Annotated in this window: 15 protein-coding genes; 4 read left to right on the plus strand and 11 right to left on the minus strand. The window is 65.2% G+C overall.

Annotated features, from left to right (window positions below; all coding sequences use genetic code 11):
* Positions 1-22: 22 nt before the first annotated feature.
* Positions 23-1513 (minus strand): type IVB secretion system protein IcmH/DotU, encoded by a 1491-nt coding sequence (gene icmH / locus KDC96_RS10185; RefSeq protein WP_212448335.1) that lies wholly within the window; start codon positions 1511-1513, stop codon positions 23-25.
* A complete protein-coding gene (gene tssK / locus KDC96_RS10190; RefSeq protein ID WP_212448336.1) occupies positions 1510-2850 on the minus strand; it encodes a type VI secretion system baseplate subunit TssK in 1341 nt (446 codons plus the stop codon). The genes icmH and tssK overlap by 4 nt, the downstream gene beginning before the upstream one ends.
* A gap of 113 nt (positions 2851-2963) precedes the next feature.
* Between tssK and KDC96_RS10195 the strand changes: the two genes are divergently transcribed.
* Positions 2964-4313, plus strand: coding sequence for a M23 family metallopeptidase (locus KDC96_RS10195; RefSeq protein ID WP_212448337.1), 1350 nt, complete (start codon positions 2964-2966; stop codon positions 4311-4313).
* 10 nt (positions 4314-4323) lie between these two features.
* On the opposite strand, the gene KDC96_RS10200 is transcribed toward KDC96_RS10195, so the two are convergent.
* The 8 genes from KDC96_RS10200 to hppD all read right to left on the minus strand — a co-directional run bounded on the left by KDC96_RS10200 (position 4324) and on the right by hppD (position 20901).
* On the minus strand, positions 4324-4824 hold the full coding sequence (locus KDC96_RS10200; RefSeq protein ID WP_212448338.1) for a DUF4123 domain-containing protein: 501 nt from the start codon (positions 4822-4824) through the stop codon (positions 4324-4326).
* 7 nt (positions 4825-4831) lie between these two features.
* Positions 4832-5263: a PAAR domain-containing protein gene (locus KDC96_RS10205; protein ID WP_212448339.1), complete on the minus strand. Its 432-nt coding sequence runs from the start codon at positions 5261-5263 to the stop codon at positions 4832-4834.
* A gap of 50 nt (positions 5264-5313) precedes the next feature.
* Positions 5314-8457 (minus strand): CHAT domain-containing protein, encoded by a 3144-nt coding sequence (locus tag KDC96_RS10210; RefSeq protein ID WP_212448340.1) that lies wholly within the window; start codon positions 8455-8457, stop codon positions 5314-5316.
* Between the two features lie 7 nt (positions 8458-8464).
* Positions 8465-9541, minus strand: coding sequence for a hypothetical protein (locus KDC96_RS10215; protein ID WP_212448341.1), 1077 nt, complete (start codon positions 9539-9541; stop codon positions 8465-8467).
* Positions 9538-17262: a filamentous hemagglutinin N-terminal domain-containing protein gene (locus tag KDC96_RS10220; RefSeq protein WP_212448342.1), complete on the minus strand. Its 7725-nt coding sequence runs from the start codon at positions 17260-17262 to the stop codon at positions 9538-9540. Before KDC96_RS10220 ends, KDC96_RS10215 begins: the two co-directional genes overlap by 4 nt.
* Positions 17263-17288: 26 nt before the next feature.
* On the minus strand, positions 17289-18998 hold the full coding sequence (locus tag KDC96_RS10225; protein ID WP_212448343.1) for a ShlB/FhaC/HecB family hemolysin secretion/activation protein: 1710 nt from the start codon (positions 18996-18998) through the stop codon (positions 17289-17291).
* A gap of 224 nt (positions 18999-19222) precedes the next feature.
* On the minus strand, positions 19223-19786 hold the full coding sequence (locus KDC96_RS10230) for a VOC family protein (RefSeq protein ID WP_212448344.1): 564 nt from the start codon (positions 19784-19786) through the stop codon (positions 19223-19225).
* Entirely contained in the window at positions 19783-20901 is a 1119-nt protein-coding gene (gene hppD / locus KDC96_RS10235; protein WP_212448345.1) for a 4-hydroxyphenylpyruvate dioxygenase, read from the minus strand. Before hppD ends, KDC96_RS10230 begins: the two co-directional genes overlap by 4 nt.
* A 151-nt stretch (positions 20902-21052) precedes the next feature.
* On the opposite strand from hppD, the gene KDC96_RS10240 reads away from it, so the two are divergent.
* Both KDC96_RS10240 and KDC96_RS10245 read left to right on the plus strand, forming a co-directional pair.
* The gene (locus KDC96_RS10240) at positions 21053-21580 is read left to right on the plus strand and encodes a VOC family protein (protein WP_212448346.1); all 528 of its coding nucleotides are present in this window, start codon (positions 21053-21055) and stop codon (positions 21578-21580) included.
* Positions 21580-22224, plus strand: a complete 645-nt coding sequence (locus tag KDC96_RS10245) for a carboxymuconolactone decarboxylase family protein (RefSeq protein ID WP_212448347.1) — start codon at positions 21580-21582, stop codon at positions 22222-22224. Before KDC96_RS10240 ends, KDC96_RS10245 begins: the two co-directional genes overlap by 1 nt.
* Here the strand turns inward: KDC96_RS10245 and KDC96_RS10250 are convergent.
* The gene (locus KDC96_RS10250; RefSeq protein ID WP_249171750.1) at positions 22221-23426 is read right to left on the minus strand and encodes an acetyl-CoA acetyltransferase; all 1206 of its coding nucleotides are present in this window, start codon (positions 23424-23426) and stop codon (positions 22221-22223) included. The two genes, KDC96_RS10245 and KDC96_RS10250, sit on opposite strands and share 4 nt — an antisense overlap.
* Between KDC96_RS10250 and KDC96_RS16415 the strand changes: the two genes are divergently transcribed.
* Positions 23394-23741, plus strand: coding sequence for a hypothetical protein (locus KDC96_RS16415; RefSeq protein WP_249171751.1), 348 nt, complete (start codon positions 23394-23396; stop codon positions 23739-23741). The two genes, KDC96_RS10250 and KDC96_RS16415, sit on opposite strands and share 33 nt — an antisense overlap.

The raw sequence follows: 23741 nt of genomic DNA on the forward strand, positions 1-23741 counted from the left end.
TTGTCCTCCCACCAGCCTCCGCCTAGTCGCCAAGCTCCACAACGAACTCCACCCGCCGGTTCTGGGCCTTGCCCTCGGCTGTGTCGTTCGAAGCGAGCGGCACCGTGTCGCCGAGCCCGGTCACGGTCACCCGCGATGCATCGGAAAGCTGCGCGCGCACGATCCGCGCCACCGTCTCCGCCCGCGCAGTGGACAGCGCCATGTTGTCCGGGAATTCGATGGTCGAAATCTGGTCGGAATCGGCATGGCCTTCGACCGTCACCGGGCCCTTTTCGAGCTCGATCGCCTGTCCGATCTTGGTGAAAATCGGTTCGCGTCCAGCCGTCAGCTGATCCGATGCCGGCTCGAACAAGGTCCCAATCGTGGTGCGCACCCGGTTGCCTTCGACGGTCACGAGGCCCTGCGAAATCTCGCTCGACAGGAACTCACGCAGCCGTGTCTCGGTCTCGCTCGGCGGCAGGGCGAGCTGGGTAGCGTTGCGGGTGAGCGACACCGGCTCTTCCTGCAACAGCCCGGCAACCCGATCGTAGGGCGATGATCCGCTGGCCATCAGCGCAAGGAAGAACATCAGGAAGATCAGGAAGCACAGCGCGCCGGCGGCCGCCGCAGCGAGGCCGACCATCGCCCAGAAATTGTTCGGCTTGCGCGGCGCATCGGCGCCCTTCCAGTGGCTCACCAGATCGCGATGCGAGAGACTGCGCACGTGTTCGAGCGCGGCGATCAGACTCGCCATCACCTGCTGTTTCTTGCTGTACCCGTCGCTCATCGCCCGGGTCCGGCCTTCGAACCCGGCGGCGAGACAAGCGTGGAACAGCTCGATCAGGTCGCGGTTGCTGGCCGGGTCGCGCAGCATCTCCTGGACGAAGTCCCAGAACCGGTCGCCGCCGATGCTCTCGCGAAAGAAGGTAACGACCATGTTGCGCTGCGCCCATTGCGCCCCGCCCCCGCCGACGCCCGGCAGATTTTGCGCGATATCGTCGATCGTCGCGCACACGGCATATTTCGCGCGCTGGCGCACGCCCTCGCTGTAGATCGGCTGGATCGCAGATTCGAACTTGCCGATCGCTTCGCGCGCGCGGCGATGGAATTCGCCAATCGAAATCTGCCAGCGCCCCGATTGCAGCGCGGCGGCCATCGCCAACACCGGCGCGGCGTGCGCCATCATCGGATTGCGATCGTCGCGCGGTTGCGAGGGCGGCGGAACCGTATCGTGGAATTCTTCAGAGTGGGTATCGACCGCCGGACCGGCTTGCCGGGCCTGCGGTGCCGGGCCCGAGAACGGGTCATCGCTCAGCGGCTTGAACGAACCGCCCGATGCCGGTGGTGGCGGGGGCGGGGCTCCGGCAGGAGCTGGTGAATCCCAATCGTCGGTGCTGCTGAAACCGCCGGACGCCGGCTCGCCGCCGTCCTGACCAGGTCCACCAGGCGGGTTCGATCCGGAACCTGCGCCGCCGCCCTTGCCCCTCAAGGGAGAGGGGCGAAACACCGTCTTGTTCCGGTCGTCCCCGCTCATTTCTTCTGCTTAACCGCCCATAGTTCGAGTTTGAGTTCCGGCCAGTCGTCGGCCACGAACAGCCCCAGTGCCGGGGCATCGTAGACTTCGGCCCAGTCGGCCGCCCCGCGATCGAGCTCGAAATAGACGTAGCCCGGCAGCACGTGCAGCTGCGTGGGCGGCGTGGTGGTGTGGCGCAAGGCGATGCCCGATTGCAGCTGGTTGGCCACCAGCTCGCGCATCTTGGTGTTCGGCCCGATCTTGCAGACCGAAGGAAACCGCTTGCGGATGTCCTCCATCGACTTGGTCTTGTCTGCCACCGCAAGGTAGATGTAGCTCTGTTTGAGCAGCGTGCGGTTCTTGATGACGTGCATGAAGGATCCGGGGCCGCGCGCCTCGAGATCGAGCGGTTCGACCGAGCGATCGAATTCGCCCGATAGCAGCGTTTGCAGCAGGTCGATGACCGGATCGAAACAGCCCTGCAGGTTTTCGTGATCGTATTCGGGCAGTTCGGGCGGACGGCGTTCCTTGCGCGTCAACGTGGAGATTTCGCCCGCCATCCCGACCAGATTTTCGAACAGGCGTTCGGGATGCACCGCCGGGAGCGTGGCGAGATGGCGCAGGATCGCGCCCCAGCGGTTGAGCGTCTGCAACAGCAGGAACGCGCGATACGTATCCTGCCCGCCTTCGATCGTTTCCGCCGCGCGCAGCGCCAGTTCGCCGACCATCTGGTCCGACCGGCCGATCAGGTCGGTCAATGCACCCTTGAGCCGCGTCGCCCGGATATCGAGCGCGGGCGGGATATAGCGGTCGTCGAACACCAGTTTCTTGCCCGACACTTCGCGCACCCGGGCCACGCCGAGCAGCAGGCGTCCGTCGGTTTCGTCGGGCGTCATGCCGAACCGCAGGTTGGGCGCTGCGGTTTCGATCGCCTCGATCGCGCGGTCGGTCGAAAAATTGTCACTGACCTGCGTTTCGCCGACCGCGAAGCGGGCGTCGAGCGATCCGGCCTCGTCCTCGGCGAATTCGATCGCTCCCGACTGGCGCGGAGGCAATGTGACGTAGATATCGGCGTCGCGGGCCTGCGCACTGACCGCGAGCGGTGATGGCGGCGGCTGGTCGCCGGGGATCGAAAACGGCGTTCCGTCCGGCATGATGCCCTTGGCCGATTTGATCGCGAACTGCCCCAGCTCGGCGAGCCCGACATCGATCTCGACTTCGGAAAACCCCCAGGAATACGGCAGCGCCCAGTCGTGCCGCGCCGCGAAGAACGACTCGAAAAAGCGATCCTGCGCCTGGAAATGCTGCGGGCGAAGGAACATGCCTTCGCGCCAGGCAACACGGTTGCGATCGCTCATGCCTTGCTCCCCCTTTCCCGAGCAACTAAGCATACCCCACGGGCCAGATAAAGCACGCTATTTGGGCCCGCGGAGATTTTTCTTTCGCAATTCGATGCGTGGGTGCGGAGGAAATGGAGCGCGAGACGACCTCTTTCGATCCCAGGACGTGGGTGGACCCGAAGCCGGTGTCCGCCCCGGTCGAGGATGTGCCGGAAGAACCCGCTCCCCAAGGCAGGCCGCTCAAGCCGCTGATGATTGCCGCGCCGGTTGCGTTGGTTCTGGCCGCAGGCGGGGCGTATTTCCTGTGGCCGGACAGCGCCGGCGATGCCGGATCGGTATCCGCGCCCGTATCGACCGCAACCGCATCGTCCCGGGCCGAAACGCCGGTCGACGCGACGTCGGTCAGGATCATCGAGGTGCGCGGCGTTGACGAACTCGGTTTCTCGCTCGAAGCGATGGGCGTTCCGACCGGCGACGCATTCGCGCTGGCGCAGGAGGCGATTGCCGCGCTCGGCACCGAGGACCAGGTGCGGATTGCCGTCGAACTTGCCGATGCCGGAAAGGACAAGGCCGTCCGCACCATCAGTGCCGAATTGCCCAATGGCAGCTCGGTTAAGCTCACCCGCCAGCGTGACGGCACCTTCAAGCGCGATACGATCGTCGCCACCGCCACCACCCGAGTGCGATCGATCAGCGGCACGATCAACCAGAACACCTTTTATGCATCCGCCGTCGAAGCCGGTCTGCCCGACAGCCTGACGACACCGTTCGCCAAGGCGTTTTCGTTCGATTTCGATTTCCAGCGCGAAGTCGCGCTCGGCGATCGTTTCCAGGCCACGTGGGAGGAATCGGTCACCGACAGCGGACGCAACGTCGTCCCCCCGCGCCTGCTGTATGTCCGGCTCGAAACCGACAGCGGCAGCAAGGCCTATTACGCCTTTACCCCGCCGGACGAGACCGAGCAGCGCTGGTTCGACGAGCGCGGCCAGGGCAACGAACGCGGGCTGATGCGGACCCCGGTCGACGGCGCGCGCATCACGTCCAAATACGGCTATCGCACGCACCCGATCTCGCAGCGCCAGAAGAAGCACAACGGCGTCGACTTTGCGGCTCCGACCGGTACGCCGATCTACGCGTCGGGCGATTCCACCGTTGCGTTTGCCGGTCCACGCGGGTCGGCAGGGAACTTCATCCGGCTCGATCACGGCGAGGGGATGCAGACCTGGTATATGCACCTCAACGCCTTTGCCGACGGGCTCGTGCCGGGCAAGGCGGTGCGGCAGGGCGAAATCATCGGCTATGTCGGCACCACCGGCGGTTCGACCGGCCCGCACCTTCATTATGAGATCCGCATCGAGGGCGAACCGCTCGATCCGCTCACCTTCAGGACGTCCGAGGTCGAAGCGCTCGCCGGAGAAGCGCTGACCATGTTCACCACGCAGCGGGACACCACCAAGGCCGCGGTCGAGAAGAAACGCTGACCGCGGCATGTCAGGCCTGCGGCTGCGGCGCGGGGGTGGACGCGCGGGGCTGTGCGAACGAGGATTGCAACGCTCCGTCCCAGCTGTAGCGACGGCGTCCCTCGGCCCCGAGATCGGCGATCACCGCAGCGATCTTCTCGAAGAACGGCGCAACCTCGTCCTCGCTGCCCTCTTCCACGAAGGTTACGAAAACACGCGGATCCCAGAACCGGAACAGCACCACGTCGCCCAGCGGAAGCCGGGCGGTGGTGAACTTGCGCAGGTGACGCCGCAGGGCGGGCAGATCGAGCGACGACTGGCACACGATGCCCCAGTACCGCCCCGGCTCGTGCTTGCGCCACAGATCGGGCAGTTGCTCGCCGTCGATCAGCTCGACCAGATAGGGCAACGCCGCCCGGGTTTCTTCCGAATAGTCATCTTCGTAGAGGCACACATGCTTCGAAGATTGCGTCACAACCGGGTAGAGCCGGGGATCGGCAGCTCCGTCGACGATGGCGAACCAACCGCTCACCCGCGGCCTACCGGTTGCAGAGGCGGCAGAACGGCTTGGCGTCCTTGAACGCCGCGATCAGCGCCTTGGCCTGGAGGTCGGGCGCACTGAACGGCACCTTGCTCGACATGCCCATGCCCGCTCCCGCTGCCCCGCCCGGAGAATTGGCCCCGTCACCGATCAGCACCGTTGGCGCACCCATCACGATCACCCCGCCGTGCGCGGTCATGTCGCCGATCCGGGCCGCCGGCAGGCTGCCGACCAGCACCGTCATCGATCCCTTCACGATCACGTCGGGCGGACCGGCGCAGATGCATTGATCGCTCACCCGCGCCTGCGGCATCATGCAGGTCAGCACATTCGGCTGCCCCTTGATGATCGGCCCGCCGACATGCGGCACCGGCCCGGGATTGACCATCGGGCAGGTGTGCATATCGGTGATGCGGGCGGCGGGTGGCATGATCGATCGGGTCCTTTCGGTTCGGTTCGGTTCGGTTCGGTTCGCGCTCCCTAGCGGGCCGCCACTTGCGGCGCAGCCTGGTCCAGCATCCGGTTATCGGTGTCGCCGACCACGAAGAAGCTGCCCCAGAAATAGGGGTGCGACATTGCGGGATCGCGGATCATCCGGCGCTGCGCCTGGTTGAGCGCGGTGGCGATATCGCTGGTGCGCCCGCTGCGATAGAATTCGCGCATGAAGACCTCGCTCTCGCCGGTGTTCGGCGTCTGCCAGTAGGTCGCCATGACCGCGCGCGCCTGCGCCGCGAAGAACGATCGCACCAGCCCTTCGAGGTTCGAACCGGGCTGCGCATCGCCGGTGAGCCGCGCGGCGCGTTCGCCGATCGCCGACGCCGTCTGGCACGCCGACAGGACGACGAGGTTCGCATCGAGCTTGAGCCGGGCGATTTCCTCGAAATCGAGCAGCAGGTCGGACTGGCCCTCGCTCCCGAACGAAGTCAGCAGCGCCGACGGCGATTGCGCGCAGCCGAACATGCCTTCGGTAAGGCCGTGGGTCGCGAAGTGCAGCACCTTGTAATCCGCCAGGTCGCCGCCCGCCCTGCCGCGGTCCAGCACGGCCGTATCCGAAAACGCCGCATCGCGGATCAGCGTCGGCCCGCCGGTGATGCCGAGCTCCTCCGCCGCGTATCCGATCTCGTCCGCCGGGATCGGCGCGAACCGTCGGCTGAGCCCGGCGAGCTGCGCGGGCGAAATCAGGCAATTGCCGATCTTGATGTCGCCCCCGGTGCTCGGGACGGTGGTAATCGGCTGCGGCGAGGCGAAACCGATCAGGTCGCGCGTCGCCTGCGATCCGGGAAGGTTGCGGGACACGATGAAGCTGAGCGGCGACATCGCCACCGAAGTCGGCATCAGGGTCGCAAGGAATTCGACCTGGCTGTAATCGAACCGATCCTGCTGCTGCGTAAAGCGCAGCGCCGCCCGGCGATCGCTGACCAGTACCGAGGCCGGCAGGCCGGCGAGCACCTTTCCGCCGTCGACCACCAGTTCCTGCTTGCTGCGCAGCACCTCGTCCACGTCGCGGAACAGGTTCTGGTACAGCAGCGCAGCGAATTCGACGTCGAACTCGACCAGATCGCCCTGAGCGATGCGGCCATCGATCGAATTGCGCAGCTCGTTGGTGAAGAACAGCAATTCCTCGAGCGTCGCCCCGGGACGGATGGGAGACGCGCGGTCCTTCTCGACCAGCATGCCGAACACCCGATCGCCCATCGCGGAAAACCGGACATAGGCTTCGCCGGGCCGCAGAACCGCCTGGAGATCGGCGAGCGCTGCGGGCTTGCTCGAAACCTGGCTAAGCGCAGCTTCGCCCTGCAATTCGGCATCGAGCTCGAAATAGGCCGACTGCAAGCGGGCCCGTTCGCTTTCCAGCTCGCCTATTGGCTGGCCGAGCTCGCGCGCGTCCTCGATATTGAGATCGAGCTGGCTGATCTGGCGCAACAGATCCTGCTCCTCGCGGCGCTTGCCGCCGACGCCCGATTCCTCGGCGACGATGTCCTGCAACGCGCTCAGCTGCCGCGCTGCGCCCGATTCCCCGGCAATCTGCAGCACTTCGAAATAACGCGCCGCCGCATCGTTATCGCCAGCTTCGATCAGATCGGCGAGCTGATCGAGATAGGGCTGCAGCAGCGAAGTGGAGAAACTGGCGCTTTCGTCGCGCGCATCGACCAGCGCCTGCACCGCCTTGTAATAGGCTTCGTCGGTTTCCGCGCGCGAAGCGCCCGACCGCGCCACCAGCGAAGCGCGCTCCAGCAGCAATTCGGCGATGGCCGGATCCCGGCCGGTGCCCGACCGTGCCAGCGCGGCACGCGTGAGCGCAGTGATGGCGTCGTCGAATGCTGCCACCGCGGGAACGAAATCCCCGTTGAAGGCCGAGATGCGCCCCGACTGGCGCAGCAATCTCGCATTGAGCCAGAACAGGCCGTCCTGCCGGATATTGGCGCTGTCGAGCACGGTCGACAGATCGCTGAGCCCGCTTCTCGCTACCGTGATCGCGGCGGCCGCGCCCTGCGGATTGTCGAGCGCCAGCTCGGCCACGCTGCGGGCCCAGTTGCCCTGCACCCGCAGGAACGCTTCGCGCAGCGCTTCCTGATCGGGCAGCGCGATCGCCGAGCGGACATCGCCCGCCTCGTTTGACCCCGCGTTCAGGCGAACCAGCGTGCCGGGATCGCTGAGATCGCGCGCCGTGCCCAGTCCATCGGTCGAAAGGAATGCGAGGATCGAGCGGGCTTCGGCGAACCGCCGCTGGTTGAGGGCATCGAGGCCGCGATAGATCTGCAACTTGGGCCGCAGGATACGCTGTTCGGCGCTGCCCAGACGCGAAATCTGCTGTGCCGCCGCATCGAGATTTCGCTTCGCCGAACCGAAATATTCGATGTTCGAATCCGCCAGGCCCGCCTCGAGCAACAATTCCGCCCTGATCTGGGGTGGCGCGTCATCGGGCAGGTCCGCCAGCGAAGTCCGTAGGAACCGTGACGCCGCCGCGTGAAGGCCACGAAAGTTCAGCGCGGTTCCCCGGCCGAGGACCGAAGCCAGCGCTTCCCCCGCAGCGTCGTCGGACACGGCCAGCCGCGCACCTTCGGGCAGGGCTGGAACCGAGCCGGCGGCGATCGGGTTGCGGGCCGAGGTCGCGTTTTCCGGGCGATCGAGACCGGCGATGATCCGCGCAGCCTGGTAACCGGGCCCGACCGAGTTGGGCGCCGCAGAAATCTGGTAGGCTGCCCCGCGATGGTCTGCATCGATCACGATCGCCTCGAACCCGAGCGCCGGATCGAGGCAGCGGCGCGCGCTTGCACTTGAAAAGCCTGCGAGTTCGACCGCGATCGTTTCTCCGCAAACGAGCGATGCGCCGAACGTGCTGCGATCGCTTGTCGAATCGAACGTCCGGACCCGCGCGAGCGCACCCGAGGTCACGCCGCGGCAGTTGACCGAATAGGCATCGCTGAACTTGGTCTTTTCGTCGCCGAAGCTCGGGTCGGTCCAGTTGGGCGACGCGGTGCACGGATCGCCGCTGGCGTTGGTTCCGAGCGCGAAGGCGGCGGCAGGCGTTCCCGACTGCCCGGTCGCACAGCCCACCAGCGCGAGGCTCAGGGCCACCCCGCACAGCGCCAGCGTGGTGCGCCGGTTGGCTGGCATCGTCATGGATTGGTTATGACTCAATGCAGGCTCCGTCTTGATCGCGTTCGCAGTCGTCTTCGGGTTCAGCCGCAGCATCGGAGAACAAGCCTTCGTTGTTGGTGCCGACCAGCGGGTCGAACGGGACTTGCAGGCTGTCGGCGGTGAGCAGCGAAACCGCTTCGCGAGGAATGGCAATGGTGGTGCTCCCGATGATCGTCGTCACGCAGTCCGCCCCGCTGCCGATGATGCATCCGTTGACGCGCGAATCGGTGATGCTGACGCCTCCTCCGATGATGATAACATTGCCGCCCGCTAGCGCAGCAGCCGTTCCCACCAATTCGTTGATTTCGCCAAACAATGCAAAGGCGTTGGTATCGTCGGTCGCGTCGAGCGTCAGCGTGCCCGGGCTGCCGGCGCCGCCGAGTTCGACGCCGGTGTAGATCGTTCCGCCATCCGCCGGCAGCGCGGTGTTCTGGAACAGCGCGGAATTGCCGTAGGCGATCCTGATGTTGCCGACCCGCAGATAGACCGGGTCGTTGATCCTTGCTCCGCCCAGGCCGCCCGCAAGCAGCGGGTTGTACAATAGCGAGTTGGCATCGCCGACGAAATTGCTGGCAATCTCGCCGCTGGCGAGACCGGCGACCGCGTCGATCAGCGCCTGCTGGCCAAACACGATATCCTCGCCGCGCAGTTCGAAGGTGGCACCGCCGAAATCGATGGTGGCGGATTCGATATCCATGACGATCCGGTCCGCCAGCATCGACCCGGTGTCCGCGTCGCCGCCAAAGCGGAACAGGCGCGATGCACCGGCGCCGCTGATATCGCCGGTGATCCGGATGATGCTGTCGGGGCCCCCGCTGGTCGCCAGCACGACTTCATCAGAACCGGTCTGGTCGGCGAACGAGACATCGCCGATCGCGATCGTGCGATCGACCGCGTCGATGATCAGGGTGCCGACATCGATCCGGTCGAGTTCCGCATCGGACAGCTGGAACCCGCCGGTGCCCGAACCCAGGCCGATATCCTCTCCCGGTGCGGCGCGCAGCGTGAGGCTGGAGCCGCCGATGGCAACGCCGGCCTGCAGATCGGCGTCGGCGGCCTCGATCACCGCCGCCCCGTGGTCGAGATTGCCCCGACACTCAGCAGGCCGCCCGTCGTGATTGCGAGTTCGCGCGCTCCGATGCTTGCCAGCGATACCCCATCGGCAGCTTCGATCGTGGCGTCTCCGCCATTGGTCGTGAGCGCGTCAGTACTGATGCCTCCGGCGCTCGTGAGCGCGACATTCGCGCCCGACACCGCTCCTGCGACGGTGAGGTCGGTAGGCGGCGTAACGGTACCGATGGAAATGTCACCTGCGCCGCTGTTGTCGCTGTCGGCGGCCGCGCTGGCGAGTGCGATCGCCCCATCGGCGTCGAGCCGGATTGCGCCCGTCGCGGCCATCGCTCCGGCCGCAATCGCTGCGGCATCGACTTCAATCGCCCCGGCCGTTGCGGTCACATCCTGCGCGCCAAGTTCGCCGATCGCAGTGACACCCACGCTCGCGGCCGTCACGTCACCTGTAAAGTCCACCATCGTCGGGTTCGCCGCGTCGCCGATCCGCAGGGCACCGCCCGCCGAAACGCCACCGGCGGCAATCGCCCCGGTCGTATCGAGCGCGATATCGGCACTCGCGGTCAGATCGCCGAGATCGAGCGCACCGCCAGCGGTGCTGTCGACATCGATCGCCCCGCCTGCCGTGGCGGAGATCGAAGCGGTGGTGATCGCCCCGCCGCTTTGCAGCAGTGCATCGCCACCAGCCGCGCTGACGGCGCCTACGGTGATTTCGCTTGCGGTGAGGCTCGCGTTGCCGCCGGTCGCAGTGATCGCGTCGCCGGTCAGCGTCCCGGCGCTCGCAAGCGTCGCATTCACACCCGACGCCGCGCCGCTGATGGTCAGCGCGCTCGGCGCAGTTGTCGTCCCGATCGACAGGTCGCCCGCGCCGTTCGCATCGCTGTCCGCGATCGCGCTGGCCAGGACCACCGCTCCCGCTGCGTCGATCGTCAGGTCGCCGGACGCGGTGGTGGCTCCCGAAGCGACAGAGCCGCCTGCGATCAGGGCGTTGCCGCCGGTCGCGGCTGCGCTGCCGAGACCGATCGCGCCGCCGCTTTGCACCGAGAGATTGACCCCGCTTGCGGCTCCGGCAACGGTCACGCTGGATGGAGCGGTGACCGCCCCGATGGCGAGATCGCCGGTGCCGTTCATGTCGCTATCCGCAACAGCGCTGGCCAGCGCCACCGCACCCGCGGCGTCTGCCGTGACAGTCCCGGTTGCGGCCACCGCCTGCGCGGAAATCGCTGCGGCGTCGAGGTCGATGGCTCCTGCCGTTGCGGTCAGGTTCTGCGCCGTGAGGGTGCCGGTCGATGCAACCGCCATGCTTGCAGCGGTGGCGTTTCCGGTGAGGGTAACCGCGCCGGGCGCGGCGGTCGCGCCGATCTGCAATGCGCCCCCGGCTGCGACCGTATCTGCCGTCAGCGAACCCGTGGTATCGAGCGTGATGCCGGCACCGGCGGTGAGATCCCCCAGGTCGAGTGCACCGCCGCCGGTGCTGTCGACATCGATGCCGCCGCCCACCATGCCGACGGCGGTCGCCGTGATCGAACCGGTGGTAACATCGCCGCTCGCCTCGATCACCGCGTTGCCGCCCGTCGCCACCACGTCGGTAAGGTCGATCGTGTTGGCGCGCAGCGTCAGGTTGCCGTTGGTGGAAAGCCCGTTGATCAGGTTCAGATCGTCGGCCTCGAGCGTAACGTTGGCACCGCTCACCGAAGTGTTGATGGTCAGCAGGCCGGGCCGCGTTACCGTGCCGATCCGCACGTCGCCCATGCCGTTCATGTCGCTGTCGGCGGTCACCGTATCGAGGGTAATCGCGGTAGTGGCGTCGGCGGTCACGTCATTGGTCGCCTGAACCACGGTAGCTGTCAGTGTGCCGCCGATCAGCGCCGCGTCGCCGCCGGTCGCCGTGACGGTCGTGACATTCATGGTCGTCGCATTCAGCGCCGCGTTCACACCGCTGCTCGCGCCGGTGATGGTCAGCTGCGACGGCGTTGTGGTGCCGCCGATCGCGAGGTCGCCCGCGCCGCTGGCATCGCTGTCGGCGACCGCGCTGGTCAGGCTGATCGTGCCCGCCGCATCGAGCGCGACATTCCCGGTGGCCGCGACAGCCTGCGCCGCGATCGAACCCGTGTCGATATCGATGTTGCCTGCACTCGCGGTCAGATTGAGCGCCGCCAGCGCGCCGGTCGCGTCGATATCCATGCTCGCTGCGGCGACATTGCCGGTGAAGGTGACAGCGCTCGGCAGCGCCGTCGCGCCGACCGTGAGCGCGCCGCCCGCCGTGACCGTACCCGCAGCCAGCGTCCCGGTCGTGTCGAGCGCGATGCCGGTGTCCGCAGTCAGATCGCCCAGCGCCAGCGCGCCGCCCGCCGTGCTGTCGACGTCGATCCCGCCGCCCGAGCCCGCAGTTACCGCCGTGATCGAAGTGGTCGTAATCCCGCCGCTCGCGGTCAGCTGCGCATCACCGCCGGTAGCGCTGACAGCGCCGAGCGCGATCGAAGCGGCATCAAGGTCAATCCCGCCCGCACTCGCGGTCAGGGTGGTTCCGGTCAACGCTCCTGTGGTGTCGATGACGATCGCGGATCCAGGCAGGGTTTCGGCGGCGAACACCAGGACCGAGGTTCCCGGCGCACCGAGGAACGACGGGGCAAACAGGTCGACCCCGCTGCCATCGGCGCTCACCGCGCCTTGCAGGTCGACCGCTCCGCCCGCATCGATGACGATATCGTCGCCAGCCGTTGCACCGGGAATGGTGACGGTGCCGGTGACGGTTTCGATCCGCAGATCCTCGCCTGCCGACAACTGCCCGGTCGCGACCGATCCGCCCGCATGCAGGCCAATCGTGCCTGCGGTGGGAACACCCGCGAGCGCGGTCGAAACTGCGCCGCTGGCGATATCTCCGGAGGCCGAAACAAAGATGTCGCCGCTGTTCGCGTTGACCGTGCCGGTTGTGATATCGCCGGAAATTCCGGAGGAATTCAGCGTAACGCTGGAACCCAAGCCGTTCGACACGACATTGGCCGTGGTCAGGCCACCGGAGGTGGCAGCCAGGGCGATCGACCCGGCGCTCGATGTCACGTCGGCAAGGTTGGTTGTCCCAGCCCTCGCCGACACACCCGCACCTTCCGTCGTTCCCGCAATCGTCAGGGTTACCGGGGCGGTCGTCCCGCCGATCGCGACGGCGCCGGTGCCGTTGGTGTCGCTATCTGCGGTCACGCTCGCCGCAGAGATCGACGTTCCCCCGTCGAGCTCGACGTTGCCGGTCGCCGACAGCGCGCCGAGGACCTGTTGGTTGGCATCGATATCGATCAACCCTGCGGTCGCGGTGATATCCTGCGCCGCAACCGAGACCGCAGCTCGCAGGGTCACGCTCGCTGCGGCGACATTGTCGGCCAGGCTGATCGTCTGCGGCGCCGCCGCCGATCCGACGTTCAGCGCTCCGCCCGCATTCACGGCACCGGTCGCGAGCGAGCCGGTCGTGTCGATCGCGATTCCGCTATCGGCGGTGAGTACGCCAAGATTGAGCGCACCACCGGCGGTGCTGTCCACGTCGATCGAGCCGCCGCCGCCGGACGTCACGGACGTAATCGAAGTGGTGGTCGTGTTGCCTGCGGACGTCAGCTGCGCATCGCCGCCGGTCGTGCTTACCACTGCTGCGATGATCGAGCCCGCATCGATGTCGATCCCGCCCGCGCTGGCGGTCAGGTCGGTCGCGGTCAGCGCGCCCGGCGTGTCGATATCGATGTTCGACATCGGCAGGGTTTCGGCCGCGAACAACAGGCTCGATGCGCCCGGCGCGCCAAAGAAAGAAATCGCGAAGAAGTCTACCCCGGTGCCATCGGCGGTCACCGGGCCGAGCAGGTCGATCGCTCCGGCAGCCCGTATGATCGCATCGTCGCCGACAGTCGCCCCTGCCAGCGAAACGGTGCTGCCGACGGACTGAACCAGCAGGTCCTCACCCGCTGACAGGATCGCGGTCGTGATCGATCCGCCGGCATGGATACCGATCGAACCCGCCGTCGGAGCGCCCACCAGCGCGGTCGAAACCGGCCCGGTCACGACATTGCGTGCGGCCGAAACCAGAATGTCCCCGCCGTTGGAATTGATCGATCCGGAGGTAATGTCGCTGGTCGCGCCGCTCGCCCGCAAGCTCACGCCCGAACCGATGTTGTTCGCTACCACGTTGCCGGTCGTCAGACTGCCCCCGGTCGCGGTCAGAGCCAGCGACTGATTGACGGTGACGTTTCCGGTCTGGACCGTGCCGGTTCCGATCAGGCTCGCCTGGTCGGCAGTAACGGCACCGGTCGTGATCGTGCTCCCCGCAAAAACGTCGATCGCGCCCAGCGGAGCTGAAAGGTCTTGCGACATGAAGGTTCCGGTAGTGTCGAGATTCATGCTGCCGGCCGCGACATTGCCGGTAAAGTTGATCGAGGAAGGTATCGCGACACCGCCGACGGTCAGCGCCCCGCCGGCATTGACCGTGCCGGCGCTCAGCGTGCCGGTGGTGTCGAGCGCGATCGCGTTGTCGGCGCCAAGATCGCCAAGCACCAGCGCACCGCCCGCGGTGCTGTCGACGTCGATATTGCCGCCGACCAGCCCGGCCTCGATCGCCGTGATCGACGTGGTGGTGATGGCGCCCGTCGCGGTCAGCAGCACATCGCCGCCCGTCGCGGAAACGGCCCCTGCGGTAATGGTCGGCGCATCGATATCGATATCGCCCGCGGTTGCGGTTAGATCGTTGGCGACGAATGGCGCGGTGGTGTTGAAAGCCAGGCTCGCGGCGGTCAGATTGCCGTTGAGGGTGATCGTGCTCGGCTGGTTCAGAACACCGATCAGCAGATTGCCACCGGCCACAACATCGCCGAGCGTCAAGGTCCCGGTGGTGTCGAGCGCAATGTCGTTGGTGGCCGTGAGGTTGCCGACATCGAGGGCGCCGCCGAAGCCGCTGTCGACATCGATATTGCCGCCGAGACCGCCTGCCTCAGTCGCAGCGATCGAGGTGGTGGTGATGTTGCCGAAGGAGCTGAGCGTCGCGTCGCCCCCGGTCGCGCTCACCGCGCCCGCGGTGATCGTCGGCGAAAACAGGATCAGGTCACCGTCGGTCGTGGTCACGTCGAGCAGCACCAGCGGATTGAACGTCGAAAACGCGAAGCTCGCCGCCGTAATGTTGCCGTTGAAGGTTGTCGTGGCCGGAAATGCCGTGCTGCCGATATCGAGCGCGCCACCTGCGTTGACCTCACCAAGAACGAGATTGCCTGTCGTATCGAGCGTTATCAGTCCATCCGAAGTCAACGGACCTAGCGTAACCGCTCCGCCGAGAGTGGAATCGACATCGATTGCCCCGCCCATCCCGCCGGACTCGATCGACTCGATCGAAAGCGCGGAGATGAAACCGGGTGCATTGAGGGTGACATCGCCGCCGGTTGCGCTGAGATGCCCTGTATCGATCGAGGGCGCATTGATCGTGATCTCGCCGTTGGTCGCGGTCAGATCGCCCGAAGTATACGCGGTGACGACATTGATAATGAACTCCGCCGCAGTCTGAGCGCCCGTGATGTTGACGTTCGAGGGCATATTGACGAGGCCGATGTTGATCTGGCCGTTGGGCGCGTTGATATCTCCGGTCGTCAAGGTGCCGAGCGTATCGATAAACACCCGGCGCGCCGTCAGATCGCCAAGGTTGAGATTGCCGCCGCCTGTCGAATCGACATCGATATCGCCGCCCGTACCCATCACCCGCGTGGCCGTGATCGCTGTGGTCGTGATATTGCCGATCGCCTGCAGGCTGACGTCGCCGCGAACGGCACTGACCGCTGCGGCATTGATCGTCGTGCCGGAGAGGGAAGTGTTGCCGCGCGTCGCGGTGACATTGCCGAGATTGAGCGTCGTGGCGTTCATGGTGACATTGTCGCCCGCGCTGGCTCCGGTAATCGTCACCAGCGACGGCGGTGTGATCGTCCCGATCAGCAGATCGCCCGCATCGTTGAGATCGCTGTCCGCCGTGGCACTCGTAAGGGTAACGGTGCCCGCCGTATCGATGTTGATGTTGCCGGTTGCGCTGAGTGCCCCGGCGGTGAGCGAGCCGGGATCGATCACGATGTCGCCCGCCGTCGCGATCAAATCGAGTGCATTGACTGCCCCCGGCGTGTCGAGGTCCATGCTTTCGACAATCACATTTCCGTTAAATGTGATCGAAGAGGGCGCATTCGCTGCGCCGACCGTCAATGCGCCGCCGCTGTTGATGGAATCGGTGGTCAAAGCGCCGGTAGTATCGAGGGCAATGTCGCCGTCTGCGCCAAGGGCACCAAGGACGAGGGTTCCGCCGGCCGTGCTGTCGACGTCGATATTGCCGCCGACCATGCCGACCTGAAGGGCAGTGATCCCATTCGTGAATACGTCGCCAACGGCTTCGAGCGTGACGTCGCCTGCGGTGGCCGTCACCACCGCCAGATTGAGCGAGCCAGATGTTTGCAGGGTGGTGTTTGCCCCGCTCAGATCGAAAGTAGCAGTGACGCCGCTCGGCACGGTCGAGGTTCCGATCAACAGATCGCCCGCTCCGCTAGTGTCGCTGTCCGCAGTCGCGCTCTGGAGCGACACGGCACCCGCGCTGTCGAGCACGATGTCGCCCGTGGCCAGGAAGTCTGTCCCGGTGATCGACGCAGCGTCGATATCCAGGTCCCCTCCCGTCGCGGTCAGGTCGACAACGCTGACAGCGCCCACAGCGTCGAGATCGAGATCGCTGCCGGATATGTTCGCGGTCGCGGTCAGATCGCCGTTCGAATTGAGAACGACCCGGCCGGTGCTCGAAAACTGGCCGCCGATCTCGACGGTGGCCGTCGACGGACCCGATGCCACGAGCGCGATCCCGGTGTCGGTCGCAAGGGCAGTCGTCGCAGCGACGGTCGCATCGATATCGAGCAACGCGTTGATCACGCCGGCCGCAGTGAACATCGCGAATTCCGCCGATGCGCCCTGGATGCTCCCGTCGATCGATTGTGCCGCCACCGTCGTCCCGGCATTGACCGTGTAAGTCAGCGGGCTGCCGGGCGTGAAGCTGACATCGACATCGGCGGCGGTGACGAAGATCGCCCGGCCCGTGCCGGCGTCGAACGATCCGGTCAGGTTGAGCTGTTGCGAGACGAAGGCGAGCGAACCGTCGGTGACAAAGCTGGCGTTGCCCAGCGCCTGCACCGCGCTGGTCGAAACGCCCGCGAAATTGAGCGTATTGGTGCCGTTGCCGAACACGTCGGTGGCTTCGTAGAAATCGAAGATGTCCTGATTGGCGACGTCGAGGGTCGATGCGAAGAACGACCGCGCGTTGATCGCGGTGTCGTTGCCGAACAGGATGCCGTTCTGGTTGATCAGCCAGAAATTGATGTTGGCGGCGTTGATCGTGCCGTTGATGCTGGACGGATTGCCTCCGATCACCCGGTTGAACAGAGTGGCTTCGCTGAGCGCGAGCCCAGGATCGATGGTAACGTTGACCGTGTCGCCCATCCCGACGTTGAAATCGGTCCATTCGGCGACGACGACAGCAGCCTCGACCTCGATGTCGGTGGTCGTCGCGTTGGTGTCGGTCACCGTCAACCGGTTGGGCGTGCCCCCGCTGTCCACCGCCGAACTCAGATCGGCCTGCCGCACCAGCTGGGCATGCGCGACATTGGGAAGCGCCGCGATGGCCGCGACAGCCGTGGTCATGAGCATCCGGCTGCGAAATTTCCTGCTTGCGACTGCCATGTCGATCTCTCCTGTCGCTACCGGGCTCAACGGAACAATGCCGGGAATTTCGTGGTCAGCGAAAACAGCACCCGGTCCGGTGGCCGCTCGGTGTCCGAAAACAGCGGCCGGTCGAGCGGTTTTGCGTAGACCACTTCCGCATTGAGCGCCGCGCCGAGCGAAAAGCGCAGTCCCCCGCCCACCGATTTGAGGGTCCGCCGCGGATCCGGCGTCCCGCGGTCGAGATTCTCGACCTGCACGATGTCGAAGAACCCGAACAATTGCAGCCGATGGCGCGCCGATTCGAGCACCGTCGCCCCGAGTTCGGCAAGTCCGCCGATCGCGCGGTCGCCGCTGTTGGCGCCGGGATCGTAACCGCGCCCGATGCTGAGATTGCCGATCGCGTATTCGTCGAAATTCAGCAGCGGCTCGTCGGTCCACTGCCCCTCCACCCGACCGCGCAGATCGAAGATCGAGCCGGGGAACCAGGTCACGTCGGCACCGCCTCTAAACACCAGCGCCTGGGCATCGCCGAACGGCCGCGAAGCCGTAAGACCGTCGGTTATTGCGGTGCCGAACTGGTTGCGCGAGGTCGCGCCAAACACGCCTATGCCCTGGCGCACCTCCAGAAAGCCGCTGTACAGCAACGAGGTCGAACGATCGATCCGGCGGCGCTGGCCGTCCATCTCCGCGCGAACGAACACGGTCCGGATCGAATCCTTGCTCAGCGGCACCGGCCCGACCGAGGTTTCCTGCTCGATATAGTCGAAGCCGAGCGTAACGTCGGCTGCCGTCGCCGGGGTGCGGATCAGCGGGTAGGAAACAGACAGATTGCCGACCAGCGTTTCGGTTTCGAGGTCGAGATTCTCGATGCTGGGCCGCGCGGATGCGAACACCACGTCGACACCCACCCGGATATTGTCACGACCGATCCCGAATTCGTGCCCGCCCTGAACGATGATCTGTTCGTCGAAATCGGCGGTGGTCTGCGCGGCAACATAGGTGATGTCGGACAGGCCGGTGAGCCCGTAATACTCGAACCGGCCGAATGCGGTTTCGCGGCCGATGCTGCGGGCGTTGGAATTGCGCACGTTGAAATAGGCTGCGAACCGTTCGAAATCGACCGAAAGGTTGCCGATGACTTCGCCGGGGGTTTCCCCCGAAGGAGCCAGCGCGAGCCGCACTTCCAGCCCCGGCATGTCGTTGGCGTTGAGCAGAATCCGCTCGGCCTCGCGCTCGTTCAGCGGATCGAGCTGGCGCAACGGCTCGATCGCCTGGACCAGAGCATCGCGATAGGGGCCGGCATCGCCGGTGATGCGGATTTCAGAAATGCGGGCCGAGATGACATCGAGCCGCAGCGTCCCGGAAAGCTCCTGCTGCGGCACCTGCACGGTCGCAATCCAGCCATCGCGGCGCAGTGCGGCGTTCGCCGCATCGCGCACGTCGCAGATCACCGAAAGCTGGCGTTCGCCTACCGGTGTTTCGACCCGCGCCAGCGTCTGCGCCAGCTCGGGGGCCAGTTCACCGCCGCGCACGTCGACGAATTGCACCCCGTCCAGCGAAACCGTGAGATCGCTCTCGTCGAACGGGCAATTGGCGCGCAGCCCGGCATCGCGCTCAACCCGGATATTGGCGCGATCGGACGGACGTTCTTCGGTATCGGGGAGCTCGAGTTCCTGACTGGTCTGCCCTGTAGACTGGGCCGCAGCCCGATCGGCACCGGCCAGCACAAGCGCAATGGCCAGGCCCGATACCAAGGTAGAACATTTCGTATGCGCAGCGGTCGCGACAGACGTCATCCAGCTTCCCCCGGAAATTGTCAGACCTGCAGACTTATCGGCGCGACCTTGTCTCGTCAGGTGTGCCTAGGGGTATGGACGACCCGAAACAGAGTCAACCAATCAATAATTCCTGACAAGACAGCGCCTTGTAGGTTTTCGCCACTCTTGGGAGCGCGGGTCGCGGAAACCCCCGGATAAGGCTAGGAATCCTGCCCGTGCTCCTGGCGGGCGATCTCATGGAGCCAATCGGCGTGCCGCGGCGCCTTCTTCGTCCTGCTCCACTCGTCGAGCATCATCGGCGCGACTCGCTTGAGCTCGGCATATTGCTCGTCGGTTCCGATATCGGCGGCGAGTTCGACGCGGTGGCCGTTGGGATCGAAAAAGTAGATCGACTTGAAAATGCCGTGATGCGTCGGGCCGAGCACGTCGATGCCTTCGCCTTCGATGTGAGCCTTCGCCGCCAGCAGCGCAGCTTCGTCGGGCACGCGAAACGCGAGGTGCTGGACCCATTGCGGCGTGTTCGGGTCCTTGCCCATGTCGGGCTGATTGGGCAGTTCGAAAAAGGCGAGGATGTTGCCGTTCCCCGCATCGAGGAAGACATGCATGTACGGGTCATACTCGCCGGTCGAGGGCACATGGTCCTCGGCGAAGGCAGTGGTGTAATCCATGCCGAGCACGCGACCGTACCACTCGACCGTCTCCCTGGCGTCCTTGCAGCGATAGGCGGCGTGGTGGACGCCGGCGAGGTTGACAGGGTGGCTCATTCGGCTGGCTCTTTGGCTTTCGTGTCGAGCACACCGCGCGCGATCTGGTCGCGCTCGATACTTTCGAACAGGGCCTTGAAGTTGCCTTCGCCAAAGCCGTCATCGCCCTTGCGCTGGATGAACTCGAAGAACACCGGCCCGACCTGCGCTTCGGCAAAGATCTGCAGCAGCAGGCGCGGCTGACCGCCTTCGGTCGTGCCATCGAGCAGGATGCCGCGCATCTTGAGCGCCTCGGCATCTTCGCCATGGCCCGGCAGGCGCTCGTCGAGCATCTCGTAATAGGTCGCGGGCGGCGCGGTCATGAACGGCACGCCGAAGGACTTGAGACGATCCCAGCAGGCGACCAGATCGTCGCAGATCAACGCGATATGCTGGATGCCCTCGCCGTTGAATTCGCGCAGGAACTCCTCGATCTGGCCCTTGCCGCCCTCGCCCTCTTCATTGAGCGGGATGCGGATCTTGCCGTCGGGCGCGGTCAGCGCCTTGGAGGTGAGGCCGGTATATTCGCCCTTGATGTCGAAGAAGCGGATCTCGCGGAAGTTGAACAGCGTCTCGTAATAATCCGCCCAGTACTTCATCCGGCCGGTGTAGACGTTGTGCGTGAGGTGATCGATCGTGTGGAAGCCTGCGCCTTCGGGGTTGGGATCGACGCCGGGCAGGTAATCGAAATCGATGTCGTAGATCGTCAGGCTCTTGCCCTCCGCCCCGGCATAGCGATCGACCAGATACAGGATCGCGCCGCCGATGCCCCGGATCGCGGGGATGCGCAGTTCCATCGGGCCGGGTTCGTTGGCGACCGGCTCGGCGCCCGCTTCCAGCAGGTGGTCATAGGCCTTGGCCGCGTCGCGCACGCGAAATGCCATGCCGCAGGCCGAGGGGCCGTGTTCGCGCGCGAAATACCATGCGGCGCTGCGCGGTTCGTAATTGGCGATGAGGTTGATCCCGCCCTGACGCCACAGATCCACATCCTTCGAACGGTGCTTCGCCACGCGGGTAAAGCCCATGGCTTCGAAGACCGGTTCGAGCACGCCCTTTTCGGGCGCGCAGAATTCGACGAACTCGAATCCGTCGAGGCCAGCGGGATTGTCGAACAGATCGTGGGCGTGCTTGGTCATGAAATCGGGTCTCGTACAAAAGTGCCAATATAGTTACGTTTGAAACTAAATACGCGTTCGGCGCGCTTTTGTCAAAGCCGTAATTGGGATGTTTGTGCGCGCAATTGCATGTCTCGTGCTTTCCGGGCAGGCTCATGCGCCGGAGGCACGCATGATCAAGACCAAGGGCATCAATCACGTGGCGCTGGTGTGCCGGGACATGAAGGAGACGGCGGCGTTCTACGCCGACGTGTTGAAAATGCCGCTGTTCAAGACGGTTCAGCTGCCCGATGGCGGCCAGCACTTCTTCTTCGATTGCGGCGGCGGCAATGCCATCGCGTTCTTCTGGTGGGAGGATGCACCGCCCGCCGCGCCGGGGATCGCATCGGTCAGGGAGTTCCCCTTCGATGCCAAGACCGCGGTGGGATCGATGAACCACCTCGCGTTCGACATGGCCGAGGAAGAGCTAGAGGCGGCGCTCGATCGGCTTGAAGACGCGGGCGTCCCGCATACCCACGCAGTGTTCAACCACGACGATAGCCCGGCTGGCTACGCGCGCGAAAAGCACGAAGGGGTATTCGTACGCTCTGTCTACTTCACCGATCCCAACGGCATCATGCTCGAATTCGCGGCCACGACGAAAAGGTTCGGACCCGAGGATATCGCACACGAACCCGCCACGGCGAAGGCAACCGCCTGATGCCGCGCCTGCGCGAAGTGCCGAAGGGCGAGGCGGACGAGAAGGTGGCGCTGCCGCTCTATGCGATGCTGTTCGGGACACGCGATCCTGTCACCGAACCGGGCACGGCCACCGGCACTCCGGGCGACTGGTGGACGGTATTCGCCAATTCGCCTGCGACGCTCAAGCATGCCGCGCAAGGCTTCGCCTATTATCGCTCGCCCGAGCGCAAGCTCGATCCGGTGCTGCGCGAGCTGGGGCAGACCTGGGCCGGATGGGCGACCGGCAGCCAGTTCGTTTTCTCGCAGCATTGCAAGAGTCTGCGCGGGTTGGGCGTGTCGGAGGAAAAGATCGAAGCCCTGCCGGTCTGGCAGACAGCGGGATGCTACGACGAGAAGGAACGGCTGGTCCTCGCCTACGCAGATCGCCTCGTGTCGCATGGCGGGCGCGTGCCCGACGCGCTGTTCGCGCAGGTCCGGGATGCCTTCTCCGACGAGGAGATCCTCGAACTCACCTACATCACCTGCATGTACCACATGCACGCGATCATGAGCCGCGCGCTGCGGACCGAGTTCGACGATCGTGACGATCCGATTACCGAGGTTGCGGCGCCCGATGACTTCGATGCACTCGATTTCCTCGGCGGGGAGCGCGGGAAAGATTAGGCCAGTCGGCCGAAATGCCGCCCGCTATCGTCGCGTGAAACCGAAAGCATTGCACCGAAGGGTGCGCCGCCTTTGAATAGGTCGACCGTCGGCGCGTGTGCCGCATCTGCACGGATCAGGGCCCTTTTCCCCATGGAGTCGCGGACGATTACCGAACTGATGACTTTCTCTTTTTCTTCCGCCCACGTGTAGCTTTCGACCATCACGATGCCTTCGGGGCGATCGGTCATCGGCTCAGGCGTCTGCGGCACTGACATACGATCATAACGAACGCTGTCATTCCAGCTTGCGGGATCGGTCGAGTAAATCCCTGTCGCATACTTGCTGAGAACGCCTCCATTCGCACCGACGAGCGCATAGCTGCCGCGGTCCTTGCGCACACGCTGCACAGCCTCGGCGATGGCGTGGGCTGAATAATTGTTGCCCGCCCCTCCGAAGAACGGCAGCCCTCCCGTCAGGGTCAGCCCGCGGGGATCGTCAGGCGCGATCTCGAAATGATCGATCACGTTGAATACCGGCGCTGCAAAGCACGAGTAGAGGTCCATACAGGAGATGTCCGACATCGCCTTGCCGGAATGATGGAGCGCGCGCTTGATAGAGGCGATGGCGGCAGGGCTGCGAGACAGGTCCGGACGGTTCAGGACCTTCAATTCGTCCGCCGTCGTCGAGGCATGGATGTAAACCCACCGGTCTTCAGGAATGCCCAGCTGCTTCGCTTTCCCGACTGACGAGAGGATGATTGCCGCGCCCTGATTCACCTGGTCGCGCGCCACCGTCATGCGGGCATAGGGTTCGGCGACGATCCGGTTCCTTTCGGTAATCGTGGCAAGCTCCCCCGCGCTGCGCTCGACCGGAGCCGCAGCATGAGGGTTGGCCGCCGCGACCTCGGTGAACGGCGCGAAAAGTTCGCCGATTTTTGCCCTGTACGCTTGCGGCGAAAGCCCGAGGCGCGCCCGTCGCGCATTGTCCACGCAGGCATAACCGCCAATCACGCCTTTCGACCCGTGCGATTGCCACACCTTTTCGAAAATGCGTTCCGGGCCATAGCCGCGATCGTCCATCGCCCCTTCGACTTCCTCGGACCAGTCCGGCCTCTCTCCCCGTTTCAGGAGGTTGAGCACTGTCGAAATCGCCTCGGATCCGACGATGGCCGCGACATCGTATTCGCAATGGGCGATGCGTTCGGCGACTTCACCGACCATCTTCTGGTTCGCTTGCCCACCGGTAACTTCAAGGATTGCCATGTCGGGGTTCGCGCCGACTCGCTGCGCGATCGAGCGCGGCGGATTGTTCGATTTGCCGAATGGCGCAACTGCGCTCGCGTAGGAAATCTCGAACTGCCGGATCGCGACCAGCGTCTCGATCGCCTCCGCAACTTTCGTGTCGGCATGGCAATCGTCGATCGCCGCCTGCAAGGCCTTTCCGGCCAGGTCCATGTGCGAAAGCGCTTCGTAACCCTCGTCTTGCGGTCGCTCCGAGTGCTGCCCGACGCCGATGATGATCGGCGTGTTGTCTGA

The sequence above is a fragment of the Erythrobacter sp. JK5 genome, assembly GCF_018205975.1.
GTDB lineage: Bacteria > Pseudomonadota > Alphaproteobacteria > Sphingomonadales > Sphingomonadaceae > Erythrobacter.